The 13,886-nt window shown below is 67.9% G+C and carries 9 protein-coding genes; 1 reads left to right on the top strand and 8 read right to left on the bottom strand.

Annotated features, from left to right (window positions below; translation table 11 throughout):
* Positions 1-8 precede the first annotated feature (8 nt).
* Complete coding sequence (locus tag DVU_RS16215; RefSeq protein WP_011176645.1) at positions 9-1,133, top strand: acyltransferase; 1,125 nt, start codon at positions 9-11, stop codon at positions 1,131-1,133.
* A 372-nt stretch (positions 1,134-1,505) separates the two neighbouring features.
* Here the strand turns inward: DVU_RS16215 and DVU_RS16210 are convergent, their stop codons facing one another.
* The 8 genes from DVU_RS16210 to DVU_RS16175 form a co-directional block, all read right to left on the bottom strand.
* A complete protein-coding gene (locus DVU_RS16210; protein WP_011176644.1) occupies positions 1,506-2,918 on the bottom strand; it encodes a patatin-like phospholipase family protein in 1,413 nt (470 codons plus the stop codon).
* A 453-nt stretch (positions 2,919-3,371) separates the two neighbouring features.
* Complete coding sequence (gene prsK, locus DVU_RS16205) at positions 3,372-5,408, bottom strand: XrtA/PEP-CTERM system histidine kinase PrsK (protein WP_011176643.1); 2,037 nt, start codon at positions 5,406-5,408, stop codon at positions 3,372-3,374.
* Positions 5,405-7,126 (bottom strand): phenylacetate--CoA ligase family protein, encoded by a 1,722-nt coding sequence (locus DVU_RS16200; RefSeq protein WP_014524668.1) that lies wholly within the window; start codon positions 7,124-7,126, stop codon positions 5,405-5,407. Before DVU_RS16200 ends, prsK begins: the two co-directional genes overlap by 4 nt.
* A 67-nt stretch (positions 7,127-7,193) precedes the next feature.
* Positions 7,194-8,201: a lipid II:glycine glycyltransferase FemX gene (locus tag DVU_RS16195; protein ID WP_014524667.1), complete on the bottom strand. Its 1,008-nt coding sequence runs from the start codon at positions 8,199-8,201 to the stop codon at positions 7,194-7,196.
* Entirely contained in the window at positions 8,198-9,823 is a 1,626-nt protein-coding gene (locus tag DVU_RS16190) for a type III PLP-dependent enzyme domain-containing protein (RefSeq protein WP_014524666.1), read from the bottom strand. Before DVU_RS16190 ends, DVU_RS16195 begins: the two co-directional genes overlap by 4 nt.
* Positions 9,811-11,106 carry a carboxylate--amine ligase gene (locus DVU_RS16185; protein WP_011176640.1) on the bottom strand — a complete coding sequence of 432 codons (1,296 nt, stop codon included), beginning with the start codon at positions 11,104-11,106 and terminating at the stop codon, positions 9,811-9,813. Before DVU_RS16185 ends, DVU_RS16190 begins: the two co-directional genes overlap by 13 nt.
* Positions 11,103-12,455 (bottom strand): DUF1624 domain-containing protein, encoded by a 1,353-nt coding sequence (locus tag DVU_RS16180; RefSeq protein ID WP_011176639.1) that lies wholly within the window; start codon positions 12,453-12,455, stop codon positions 11,103-11,105. Before DVU_RS16180 ends, DVU_RS16185 begins: the two co-directional genes overlap by 4 nt.
* Positions 12,452-13,837 (bottom strand): acyltransferase family protein, encoded by a 1,386-nt coding sequence (locus DVU_RS16175; protein WP_011176638.1) that lies wholly within the window; start codon positions 13,835-13,837, stop codon positions 12,452-12,454. The genes DVU_RS16180 and DVU_RS16175 overlap by 4 nt, the downstream gene beginning before the upstream one ends.
* Positions 13,838-13,886 lie beyond the last annotated feature (49 nt).

Here is a 13,886-nt window from a genome sequence, read left to right as displayed (position 1 = left end):
TTACACCCATGAGCACCACAAGACGATTGGCCTATCTCGATGCATTGAAGATCGTTTCCATCTATTTCGTTGTAATCATCCACGTCGTAGGCTTCAAACTTGGCACATTCACCGCGAGTCTTGACTGGTTCTCATCCCATTTCGTTTCAATGATGGCCCGCTTTGCAGTACCGGCCTTCATCATGTGCAGCGGGGCCGTCCTTCTTTCGCGAACGACAGAATCACTCACCGATGTGAAGCGCTTCTACGGCAAGTACCTGACAAGCTATGCGGGCTATCTCTTTCTCGGCCTTGTCATCGCCAAGGGACTTGCCATCTATCTTAACATCCCCACGCCCTTGCTGAAGGGCATTGTGTATGACTACTACGACGGTTTCGGTTCGGGGATGTGGTTCTTCTTCATGCTCATCGGGCTTGTTCTTGTGGCGCCGATACTGCAGCAGCTGGCAAAGAACAGGTCCATGGAGAAACTGTTCGTAATGCTCTGGGTCTTCTTCAGCATCATGAATCCGCTATTCTCCAATATCCTTGGGCTGTACAAGTCATACATCGACAACATGCTTTATGGTTCCTACTTCGTAGGGTACTTCGTGCTTGGGCACTTGCTGGCGACAACGACGAGACGTTTCAATACAAGGGCACTTGTCATATGTGCTGCATCTGGCCTTGTCCTAGCCACGCTGTCGGGATTCGCACTCTCGATGCATACAGGTTCACTCAGCGAATTCTTCTACTATAGTAACAATCCCTTCATCATGGTCTACACGGCATCGTTGTTCTTGCTCTTCAAGAACCTCCATTTCGGCGACACTTCTACGAACATGCTGAAGCATATCGCCTCCACCACAGGGTACATCTACATATTCCACACGGCAGTGATGTCTATTGTCCCGATAGGGTACAGCACCAATCTACTCAAACTCGTATTCATTCGCACACCGGGCATAGTCATCATCTCCATGGCCATTGCTTTTGCGTACATTCTCTTGCACCGGGGTGTGAAGAGAATAATGACGGCACATCCCGGTCTCGCACCCGACGCGATATTTCAGGCATTCTCGAGTCGAATGCCCCACACAATGCACTCGATGACCGTAAAATTCCGTCGCTTCCTGTTTTCCGATGGGGCATGACATGCAACCGTTCGCACCTGTCTCGCGGAAAGACAGGCCGTACATGGAGGATACCACGCCGGACATGCTGCCACGCAAAAGGCATGGTCGTCGTCCATCCGCCAGCGCATGACCTTGCTTGCCTTCTGCAAGGCCAAGCAGGATGCATCGACATCATGAAACCCGATGCGACCGCAGGTGCAATCTTCATCGCGTCACCGGAGGCGTCTCCAAGGCCTTCTGCAGTAATCTATCTGTCATGCGAATCTTGAGACAGGGACTGCTCACCATGTTCGCCAGCATGACGCTTCCGGGACGATGGTCCTGCTGGTGCGCTGCCGCAACCGGGGCGCGTACTCCGAGGACGACATCACCCGCCCGGCATCCCCGCCCTCATGCCATGCCCCCATCACGGTAGCCCTTGCGGCTGGCAATGAAGGCCTCGACGCACCTGTCGCCACTGTCGATGAGGCTGCGCACCTGTTCGCGCGAGATCTGGAAGTCGGTGGTACGCACCCCCAGTGCGTCGATGAGCACGGTACGCTTCCAGTCGTGTTCCGACAGGTAGGCGCTGTGCATGCTGTCGGTGATGAAGCCGAGAATGGAGCGCAGGTAGGTGCGGAAGTCCGCCACGGGGGTGACGTCGTGGTGAAGCAACTCCTCACCGTGTCGCGATTCGACCATGAAGCCCAGCGTCTCGCGGTTGAAGGTCACGGCGTCGGGATTGTGCGGACATGCATCACCCTGCCCCGCATCACCCCGACCGGCCTTGCCCTGCCGAGGTGTATCCCCCCTCGCTACGCCGCGTCCTGCTTCGCCTGGTCTGGCATCGCCCGGACCATATTCGCCCGGACCATATTCGCCGGGAGCGGCGTCACCCCGTAGGGCAACGTTCTGCCTCGCATCGCCCTGTCTGGACTCACCCGGCGGGGTGTCAGCCTGCCCGTCCTCACCGTGCATCGCGTTGCCCTGTCCAGTGAGGCGACGCCCGCAAGCATCCGGTGATGCATCGCCCGGACCATCTTCGCCCCGCACGGCGCTGCCGTGCACCGCATCACCCTGCCCCGCGCGTACCCGGCTTGCGTCTCTCGGTGGCACATTCCAGCCCGACGTATCACACCGCCCCGCAGCATCCCGCGTCGCCCCGCTCCGCCCCGCTTCGCCGTGTCCGGCATCGCCCCGCACGTGATCGCCGTGCATCACGTAGCGTGCGCGGTCGTACAGCGAGATGGGGTAGTTCCAGATGACGCTGCCATCCACCAGCACCTCGCCCCGGCTGTTGCGCACCGCCGTGAAGAACAGCGGGATGCTCATGGAGATGCGCAGGGCCTCGTGGATGGGGGTGTCGGGCGTGCGTTCGGCGTTGAAGAGTTCGGGCGTCTCGCGCGAGAGGTTGGCCCCCACCACCGTGAGGTCGAGAAAGCGCCCCGGTTCGACATCGGCCCGCTGGCGCAGTTCACCGAAGGTCATGTGCGGCTTTCCGGTCAGCACGCCGATGTTCGACCGCGCCCAGCGTTCGAGCACTTCGCCCTTGAACCAGCCGAAATCGCGCACCAGTCGCTGCAAGTCGCCGCCAAGCCAGCGCGAACCGTCCATGAACTTGTGGAACGGGGTGCGCAGCAGGATGTCCACCATCTGGTCGGGCGTGGCCCCCAGTGCGAGAAAGACGGCGGCCATGGCTCCCGACGACGTCCCGGCGGTGCGGCGCACATCCCGCAACATCCCGTGCCGCCCCATGGCGCGCAAGGCCCCGGCGTAGGCCAGCCCCTTGATGCCCCCGCCCTTGAACACGATATTGCGGTACATGATCATCCCCTCGTCGTCGCAAAGCCGTGTTGTACGATGATGCCCGATGCCCTCCGGTGACGACGCACCGCGCCGCGCGATGCCGCCCTTGCACTCCCGGCACGCCTTTCGGTGACTCCCGACCGTACGCCAGCGGGTGGCCCCCGCTCGGACGCGGCCGACATGGCCCGCCGGGTACGCACCGCCGAACGCCGCCGGGTGACGAGTGCCGGGTGACGCCTGCATCGCCCCGGGTCGACCCGGACACGGCACGACGCCCCTCGCAAGGCCGAAGATGTCGCGCCTTCGCCGCGCCCGTCACCACCTCCGTCTCCCTCCACCCGCCGGACACCCCCGCCGGACACGCGCACCTGTCACGTCCCGCTGGCACGTCCCGCTGCCATGCCCTGCCAGTCATATGCCCCGGCTACGCGCCGCCCTTACGCTCCCGTCACGTCATCCTTCACCGAACCGTCAGCCCTCCCTCCGGGCGAACTGCACGGTGAAGGTGCTGCCGCGTCCGGGCTGCGACTCCACGCCGATGGTGCCACCGTGCGCCTCGACGATCTTGCGGCAATGGTACAGGCCGATGCCCATGCCGCGCTTCTTGGTCGATCTGAAGGGCTTGAACAGTCCGTCGCGCAACAGGGCGGGGTCGATGCCGCCCGCCGAGTCCTCGACCTTGATGAGCGGGCCGCCGTTCACACCCACCCGCACCACCACCGGCCCCGCGGGGTCGGCCTCGATGGCGTTGAGGCACAGGTTCACGAGCACCTTCGACACCTGCTCCGCATCGACCGCGGCCCGCACCCCCGCGCCCTCGAAGCGGATGTCCGCCCCCGGCAGGCTGGCGCACGCCTCGCGTGCCAGTTCCATGAGGTCGACAGGGGCGAGATGCAGGTTCTCGCGCCCCGGCAGGCGCGTCAGTTGCGAGATGAGGTTGCGCATGTTGCTGACGCTGTTGGTGAGCGTCTCCACAAGGTCGCGCTGGAACTCGGGTTCGGCGATGTACAGCCGCGCGTTGTCCACCAGCAGCGAGAGCGCGTAGACCTGATTCTTGAGGTCGTGCATCACCAGCGCGGCGAAGCGGCCCAGCGCCTCCATCTCGCGCGCCACCGCCAGTTCGTCGCCAAGGCGGAAGCTGCGCACGCACAGGGCTATCTGGCGTCCCATGGCCTCGAGGAGTTCGAAGTCCTCAAGGTCGTGCTCCTCGCGGGTGTCGATGGGCCGTGCCAGTAGCACCACCCCCTCGCAGCCCTCCACGGTGCGCACCGGCAGCACGAGGCCCACCCCGGCGTCTTGCAGGGCTTCGAGCGCGTCTTCGCTCAAGAGCCCCGCCACCGTGTCCAGCGTGCACGGGCCACCCTCGTAGACCAGCAGTCCGCCGAAGGCCGTGGCGGGCAGCGTGGGCGGCAGCGGTTCCATCTCGTAGACCACGGCGTCGCGGGCCTGTCCGGGGTGTTCGAAGTCGGCGGGCACGAAGGCAGCCCCCACGAAGCCGAAGGCATCGCACAGGCCCACCAGCATCACGTCCACGAAGTCGCGGGTGTTGCGGGCATGGGAGAGCATGTCGGTGAAGTTGATCCACTGTGTGCGGTAGTCGTACTTCTCGTTGTAGAAGGTGCGGTGCATCCAGATGCTGAACCGCCTGCGCAGGTGGTCCGACAGCAGGATGATCAACCCCGCGAGGACGACGGCGAAGACGATGGCCAGCGCGAAGTGCCGTTCGAAATCAGGCCCCGCCAGACGCACGCCCTCGCGCAGCACGCCGAGTCCAAGCAGGTACCCGCCCGCGATGATGGCGACCACGGACCGGAAGGCCAGACGCCGCGCGATGTGCACCTTGTCGCTGCCACGGCGCGTCTCGGCGAAGAGGAACAGCGCGAAGCCAAGCGCCACGGCCCCGTTGCGCAGCCCCACATAGCCGAGGTCGAGGGTGCGGATGACCAGCCCCTGCCCGTATTGCAGGCAGAGCGCCGCGAGCACCGCCCCCATGCCGACGAGGGCCAGCTTGATGCGCCAGCGCTGGCTGTGGCGGCTGTTGCGGAGCGTGGTCTCGAGGTTGCCCGCCGACAGCAGCAGGCACAGCAGCAGTTGCAGGTAGAGGAAGAAGGCGCGCGGTTCGAGGTAGAAGACTCGTTCGGCCGTGAAGTCGGCAAGATAGAACAACTGATCGGGTGGCAGCACGGCCGCCATGAGCACGGGCGACAGCGACAGGGCCAGCAGCAGCCTGCCGCTGCGCGGCAGCGTGCGCCATGAGCACTCGCGCCCGTAGCACAGGGCGAACGTGGCCCACGCCGGGGCCAGCAGCGCCTGAAGGATGAGCGTCGCCTGCAACGTCCACGGCGCGACCTCGGTGGCCACGGCGAGATAGGTCTCGGCCACCACGAGAACGGCCGTGAGCACCGGGGCCACCACGCGCGGCGCAGCCGCCCGCCCCGACTCGTGCAGGGCGCGGGCCGTGCCCGCCACCGTCAGCACCACCACGAGACACGCGAGGACGATGGTCATGGCCTGTGCCCTCCTTGCGGCGGTCCGCCCCCGTGCGAAGCGTCGCGCCCCGCTGGAGTCGTCGCCTGCACGAACGTCAGGGTCGCCAGCGCCGAGGCGTCTGCGGCCCCGGCCCCTTGCGCGGCGTCGCGCACGACCTCGCGCACGGTGTCACGCACGAGGGCCCCGAAGGGGGTCGCACCCATGGCGCACTCCGCCGGAAGGACGACGTGGACGACGCCGGGGACCACCTGCCTGAAGGCGGGCCATGCGCGGTATGCGCCACGCCCGCCCCTGTGCGCGGGGTGCCGGCTGTCGCCACGCCCCATGTGAGGCCCCATCTGATGGCTGCCGCCATGCGCGGTGTCATGTCCCGCATGATGCCCGGTGCCACGGTTATCGCTTCCGTTGCCTCCGCCCTCTCCATCACCGTCGCCGTGCCGCGCCGCACCCCCGTCGGGGTGCCCTCCGGCAGCACTCTCGCCGGGGACGAGTGCCAGAAGTGCGTCCAGACGGGCGGCAAGACCACGGGCGAACGCGTCGCCGGGGATGAACCGCCCTTCCACCGTCTGAAACCACGTCCCGGTGGCGGGCACGCGCCGCATCAGCGGGAAACCGCGCCCGCAGGGGCACGGGCCGTCCACGGGCACGCCGTGGTCGCCGGTGTCGAAGCGCAGCACGGGCATGGCCCTGTTGTTGAGGTCGGTGACGATGAGGCGTGGCGGGCCGCACGCGGCATCGGGTTCGAACGCCACATGGGCCGAGTGCGTCAGCAGGTGCAGGTTGCCCGCGCCGCATTGCATGGCGATGCAGGGCACCTCGGCGCAGCCGTACAGGTCGAACACCGGGCAGCCGAAGGCCTCGGCGATGCGCTGCCGCCCCGTCCCGTCACCGTCGGCAGGCCCCGTGTGCACGGCGTGGCCGGTCTGGCCGGTCTGGCCGGTCTGGTCGGTCTGGCCGGGCACCCCGATATGCAGGCCGCCAGCATCCGGAAGGCCGTTCGCATACGGGTGGTGGTCGCCCCTGCCGCCCGACACCACGGCCCCGCGCACGTTGCCAAGCCGGATGCCGCCCTCGCGCATGAAGTCCGCCATGTCCGCCATGACGCGAGCATTGCCCAGCACATAGGCCCTGCCGCAACGGCGGATGGCCTTCACCCACTGCGCCACGGCGTCCGGTGCGTAGGTGCAGCCGTCCACGGCGAGGGTCCCCGCCAGCCATTCGCGCACGCCGGGGTGCAGCAGGTCGCCCGACTCGTCGCCCGACGCGGCATACAGCCGCACCACCATGTCCGCCTGTGTCCATCCCGCGAAGGTGAGGCACAGCAGCCAGTTGGCCTGCGTCTCGTCGCGGGCGGCGCGGTCGCGCAGGATGGGCGCGGGCAGGCAGCCCCCGTTCTCGGCAGACTGCCCTTGCAGCGCCGCCAGCGCCTTGCGGGGCAGGGCCTTGGACACGAGGTCGGGCGCAGGTGCCCCGGCGGGCCACCGGCGCAGCACGGGCAGCGCCGCGAAGTCCGCGAAGCTGCGTACCGCGTCGGGATGCAGCCCCGCCCCGTCCATGAGCGCACGGTAATGGGGCACCGTCTCGTAGGCGTGCTTGAGCAGCGTGACCGCGACCCAGAACTGCCTCTGCCGCAACTCGTCGTGCGGCAGCCGTTCCAGTGCGAGATGCTCGCGCATCCTCGCATGGCACGCGCTGTTGCTCAGCCTGTGCAACATCATGCGCGCATATCCTATCATGCTGCCGCCTCCGTTTCCCTTCCCCGGCGCTGGTGCCGGGGTCTCTCTGCGTCGTGCCGTGCCGTCATCACACCCTGCCCAGTCGCCGTTTGAGCCACGGGTAGGCAGCGCGCATGAAGCGCGCCACGCGGGATGGCGCGCACTCGACGCACCAGTATTCATGCAGCTGCCCGCCGAAACTCGCCTTGAAACGTGCGATGCGCGGGATGTCGGACCCCACGAAGTCGTACCTGACCACCCCCCGCGCGAGGGCGAGGCGTATGGCCTCCCATTGCAGGATGTTGTTGGGCGACAACCGCCCGCAGTCGCCCGCCGAGGCACCGCTGATGTAGTAGGCGTCGCGCGCGTCCATGACGAAGAGCGCCGAGGCGATGTCGCGTCCCTCGTGCCGCGCCGTCAGCCCCACGACCTCGCGCCCGCCGAAGGTGCGCCACACGTCGCGGTAGAAGGCGCGGGGGTTGGGCGAGGTCAGCCCCTGTCGGGCGTAGACGCCTTCGAGCATGTCCACGAACCGTTCGAGGGCGGCATCGTCCGCCATGGGTTCCACGGTCACGCCCTCCTTGGCGGCCTTGCGCACCGCCGTGCGGCAGCGCCCCTCCAGACCGTTCCAGAGGGCCTCCTCCCCCGGCGTGAGGTCGAGCACATGCGTGGTCTTGCGCTGCACCCCGGCGGGCGTGCCGTCCACGGGGGGGCACGCCATACCCACACGGGTGAACAGGCGCACGAAGTCCATGCCGCTGTGCCGCGCATGGTCGAGAAGCGCGGCCCACAGGGCATGAGGCGACACGTCGTCGTCCACCAGCGGGCCGAGGTAGGGCGTATCCGTCACCACATAGGGCGACGAATGCACCCGGATGACGCCGTAGCCCCGGCTGAACATGGGCAGCAGCCCCACCACGCGGCCTTGCGCCTCGATGCAATGGAGGTCGAGACGCACGCCCTGATGGCGGGCGAGCAACGACAGCCACCGCCGTGAATGGAACAGCGGGCGGGCGGGATGCGCCTCGACGAAGGCATCCCACTCGGCGTGGCGTGACGGCCCGCAGGGGGCGATATGCAGGGCGTGACCTGTCATGCGCCGCCCCCTCGCGTGCCCGTCGTGCCATGCGCTCTCGGCGGGGATGACGGCGTGCCCGGTGACGGTGCGGCGGGCATACCCGGCAGCCCCCCGGCCCCGGATGCCCCAAGAGCCCCGGACATCCCGACGCATCCCGTCTCGTGGGGCCCTGCCCCTGCCGACGCCTCGTCGTCCAGTGCCACTCCGTCCAGCTTCACATCGACCAGTTGCACCTCATCCATGGCCGTCAGGTGGCGGAAGGTCTCGCGGTGGCGCATCACACGCGCCCGCCCGTCCTCCACGCCCACCACGGCGGCACGCGGGAAGGCGAAGTTCATGGCGTACGACGAGAAATAGGCCCCGGCGTCCAGCACGGCGAGGATGTCACCGGAAGCGAGTTCAGGCATGACCTTGCCCCGGTACAGCCAGTCGGAACGCGTGCAGACCCTGCCCGTCACCGTGTAGGCGCGTGCAAGCGGCCTGCGCAGGTCGTTGGCGAGAAAGGCCTCGTGCCATTCGAAGTCGCAGGGGTAGGCCTGCGAGAGACGCCCCCCGTCGGTGATGGCGAAGGGTTCCGCCCCGGGCCGTTCCTTGACGGCCTTCACGCGGGTCAGCAGCAGTTCGGCCCCGCTGGTGAGCAGCCTGCCCGGTTCGAGGCAGACCACGGGCTGCGGCAGGGCATTGTCGCGGCAGTACGAGGTCAGCAGCGCAGCCATGTCGCGGATGTAGAGGCGGAAGTCCTGGAACGGGTCGAGCCACGCCCCGCCCGGTGCCACCCCGAACAGTCGGTACAGGCCGTATTCCACGCCGGACATGTTCTTGCTGGTCTGCACGCCGAAGCCGCCGCCCACGTCGAGAAGCCGTATGTGCACCCCGTGGACGCGGGCGAGGGTGCGCATCACGTCGAGGGCGAGGGCGAGGCAGCGCACATGGTAGCCGCTGTGCCGTGCGTTGCTGGTGACGTTGAAGTGCAGCGCCTCCAGCGAGGCGTGCTCCGGGTGGGCCTTGCAGCGGGCCACGACATGGGCGATGTCGCCGTCACCTTCCGCGCTGTCGGGGTCGAGACCGAATTGCGCGCTGCGGTTGAGCCCAAGCCGCAGGCCGATGCGGGCCACCCGCCCCTGTGCGCGGGCCGTCGCCAGCACCGCGTCCACCTCGTCGCGGTTGTCGATGTTGATGAGCGCGCCGTGCGCCACCGCCATTGCGAGGCTCTCGGGCGACTTGTCCACACCGTTGTAGATGAGCTGTTCGCCCGGTACGCCAAGGCTCTGTGCCAGCCAGTACTCATAGGCCGAGATGGCCTCGGCCCCCACGCCCGCGTCGTGCAGCACGCGCAGGATGCCGGGGATGCAGTTGGTCTTGTACGAATAGGTCAGCCGGGCACCGGGCAACTCGTCGTCGAGCACCGCCCGCACCTCTGCCACCTTGGCCCGCAGGGCCTTCTCGTCCACCACCAGAAGCGGCGTGCCATACGCGGCTGCCAGCGCCACGGCGGAGGCCCCGCCCACGGTGAGAACGCCGTCCTCGTCGGCGAGGCCCCACAGCGAGAGGGGCGGCCTGCCCTGCCGCATCTGCCGTCTGTACGAAGCGCGTCGCAGCAGGCTGCCCGTCAGTTGCATCATGTGGCTCATGAGCGACATGCTTCACCTCGTCCTGTTCCATCGGTTGCGTAGTGATGCGGGGCCACCCGCGAGGCGATGCGCCCAAGCAGATGCCGCAAGGGCCATGCGAAGAAGGGCAGCGGGTCGCGGACGTCCCAGTCGTCGAAGGCGGCGATGCCCCGTGCGGCCTGACCCTGCGGGCGCGAGAAGAGACGCCGCAGCAGCAGGGCCGGGTCGCCGCGCAGGGCGCGACTGAACCATGCCGTGCTCACCCCCGTGTCCATGTCCGCGCACATGCCCGCACTCATGTCCGGCACACCCCGCGGCACGCCCGGCGACACACCCGGCGACACGCCAGCCGCGCCGGTGCCCGGAACATCTCCCGCGCCGCCTGCGCCGCCCGCATCACCCATGCCCAGCGCCATCCGGCAGTGCATGACGGGAAAGTCCACCCCGCGGGCGGTGCTCTGAATCAGCGAATTCCAGTACCGGGCGTTGATGTCGATGAGGTACGGCGTGCCCGTGACCGGGTCGATGATGAAGTCGGCCTGACACGGGCCCGTCCAGCCCACATGGGCAAGCAGCGTCCGCAGCGCGTCCACGGCGGCGTCGGCCCGCACCGACTCGCGCAGTGTCGACTGCCCGTGCCGCCTCGGGTACGAGGACACGATGCGGAAGGTGTCGCACGCGTGCATCTGCCCCGCCTCGCACAGCATGGCCACGCACACCACGTCACCCGGCATCCGCTGTTGCATGAAGTAGTCTTCGCGTTGTCGGTCGGTCATGGCCGTGATGCGGGCGGCGACCTCCTGCGGGCTGGCGCATTCGTGCATCCCGTAGCCGCCCCACCCCCACACGGGCTTGGCGAGGCACGGGCACGGAAAGGCCGCAAGGGCCGCCGGGTCGGCAGCGAGGTCGGCAGCCCTGCGGTACTCGGGCACGGCAAGCCCCGCGTCGCGCGCCACCTCGTAGGTACGGTACTTGTCGCCGAAGTCGGCCAGCGTCGCGGCGTCGCCAAGTAGCATCCGCACGCCGGGGCCGAAGAGGTGACGATGTCGTGCGATGACGGCGCACTCGCGCAGGATGGGCAACAGCACGTCCACGCCCTGCGTCTCGCAGATGCGGCGGATGTCGTCGATGAACCGCGACTCGTCGTGCTTCGGGTCGGCGTGGGTGAAGGTGCGCCGCACATAGCGCGAATAGGCGCAGATGGGCCACGGCGTGGAGGAGGCCGCCAGCACGGTGAAACCCGCGCGATGCAGGCTGCGGCTGACCACGCGCGCCAGCATGGTCTCGGCACCGAGGACGAGGACGACGCTCATGCCCCACCCCCCTGACGGGTTCCATGTCCCCCATGCGCCGCCTGCGGCCCATGCGCCACCCCTGTCACCCGTCGCGCACGGGTCTTCCGGCGACGGTGCACGACCCACGCGCACGCGGGCAGCAGTCCCGCGAAGACGGCGACCGTGAAGACGGCGATGCCCCCGGCGCTGAAGGCGGCCTCCGGCACGGGCGAGGGCAGGCGGCCCAGCACGGGCGTAAGCCCGCGAAGGACGACCAGATGCGCCACATAGTAGAACAGGGGCGCACTGCCGGACAGCACAAGCCAGCCGGGGCAGCCCCGGGGCGTGGCGTGCGGGAGATGGCAGCGGCTGTCGAACCACGCCAGCAGCAGCCACATGACGCCCAGCGTGACAAGAAGGAACTGCAATGAAGGCGGGTACTTCGCCACATTGAAGAACGCGGCGGCAGTGCGCCACGCCGTGTCCTGCACGGCGAAGGTCGAGGGGTCGCCGTAGCCCCCGGCAAGACGCAGCAGCACGGACGCGGCAAGAAGCCCAAGCCCGAGGCGCGGCAGCACCCGTACACGCCTCCCGATGTCGAGGTCGGCAAGCCCGCCGCACAGGTAGCCAAGCCACATGACCCCGAACCACGGCAGCACCGGGTAGATGATGTGCAGCCCCCCCACATCGGGGACATCGAGATACGACTTCACGAACGCCAGCCGCCACAGGAACGACGCCGTCTCCCCGTCGGGCATGAAGCCCCGCAGGGCGTCGTGCCCCGCGACCAGCAGCAACGCCATCACCCACGCGACACCACGCGGCAGATGCACGGCGACCGCCAGCAACACCATGGAGACGCCGATGGGCCACAGCACGTCGAGGATGAGCACCCTGTCGGGCGACAGGGGGGCGTGCAGCCCCAGTGCCATGTTGAGGCCCGCCAGCATCAGGCCTCGCGTGACGAGGCGCGCCGACACGGGGCGTCCCGTGCCATGACGTTGCTGCCAGAGATGGACGGAGACGCCCGCAAGCAGGATGAACGAGGGCGCGCACAGGTGCGTCACCCAGCGCATCGTGAAGAACAGCGGCGTGGTGACGTCCAGATTGAGCGGGTCTGTCGGCAACGGCGAGGCGTCATGCCACAGGGCATACGCCGCGTAGGTGAAGTGCCCGCGCACATGGTCGAGGGTCATGAGCAGCATCACGAGGCCGCGCATGGCGTCGATGGCACGCAGCCGCCCGTCCGCAGGGGGGGCCGGGTTAGCCTGACCGGGAGGGTTCGCCTGACCGGGAGGACTGACCTGACCGGGAGGGCGGGCCTCGCGCGGGGGGGCGGTCGCGGGTGCCGGAGTGGGTGCCGGAGTGGGTGTAGGGGGACGCGTCATGGTGTGCCCTCCCCCTTGGTGCGAGCGGGCAGGGGCGACGACTGCCGCCCCGGAGACGACCGGCCGGAATGCGTCTGGCCGGAATACGTCTGGCCGGAAAGCGCCTGAGCAGAAAGCGTCTGGCCTGATGGTGTCTGCCCAGATGGTGTCTGGCCTGATGCTGTCTGGCCTGATGCTGTCTGGCCAGCCGGGGTAAGCCCCGAAGCCGCCTGCACGGCAGGCTCATGGGTGGCTAGTGCCTGCGGGGACGGTGTCTCGGCGTTCGCCGCATGGTGCGCTTTCGCCGCCAGTGCGGGGCTGGCCACGGGTTTCGCCCTGCCGCCCGTACCGGGACCGGGCACACCGGAACCCGCCATGCCAGCCCCCCTCGGGGCGACGGTGGGCGGCCCCGCATGCCGACGCCGTCCCGCAAGCAGGGCGTACGCCTTCAGCAGCACCCACGCGATGCCCGCGTTCATGGTCAGCACCAGCAAGGCGTCGAGGTACGGGTCCTGCGCCAGCGGCAGCCTGAAGTAGGTGTGGATGATGTAGAGGGGCAGCATCAGGTCGCCCACCGCATCGAGGACCCTCGCTGGCAGCAGGGGAAGACGCACCGTCAGCGCAAGCACGGTACAGACGTACCCGGCAAGGCCGATGACGGAGTACGCCAGCACGGGCAGATGCCCGATGAAGCGGTACGCCACCGCCCCTGCGAGGCAGGCGCACAGGGCGAACCATCCGCTGCGTGCGGGGTGCGAACCGCCGAAGCGCGCCAGCCAGAAGCCCGCCACGAAGCCCACCGATGTCGACCACAGCGAATGCCCGTAGGGAAGACGCACCTGCATGACCGCCGCCAGCGCCACGCAACCCCACAGCAGCAACCGCCCGCGCGCCGGGGTGGTCACCGCACGGTTCATCACCGGATAGACGAGGTAGAACAGCAACAGCAGGGTGAAGAACCACTGCCCCGCCCCGAAGGGGCTGTCGTTGCCGAGATGGAACCAGTTGAGAAAACCGTTGAGGCCAAGCAGGTTCACCAGCGCATCCCACGTGAAGACGCCCTCGCGCCCGGTGGCGAGGAACACGCAGCCCAGCACCGCGTTGAGGAACAGGAAAAGCCCGCACAGGCGCGAGACCTTGCGCCGCCAGTAGCCCTGCATCATCGCCGCACCGGGGTAGCGCAGCGCGGTGAAGTACCCCGACGTTGCAGTGAAGAAGAACAGCCCCACATCGCCGGGAACCCACCACAGGCGCATGGGCAGGCCATCCATCAGCGTCGAACCCGGCAGGGTCGCAGCCGGGCCTTCGGCGAAGAGGTGCCCGTAGCAGATGACCAGCAGGAACAGCAGCTTCAACGCCTGCACCGTGTCGTTGCGCGTTCCGCGTCGTGTCGCGTCCGTCATGGCCTTCTCCTGCGGTTCATTCCGTTGTCGTCATCCGTTCCGCATCGTC

This window comes from Nitratidesulfovibrio vulgaris str. Hildenborough, assembly GCF_000195755.1.
Lineage (GTDB): Bacteria > Desulfobacterota > Desulfovibrionia > Desulfovibrionales > Desulfovibrionaceae > Nitratidesulfovibrio > Nitratidesulfovibrio vulgaris.
Note: the sequence above shows the minus strand (reverse complement) of the source record. Positions and strands in the feature narration are given on the sequence as shown.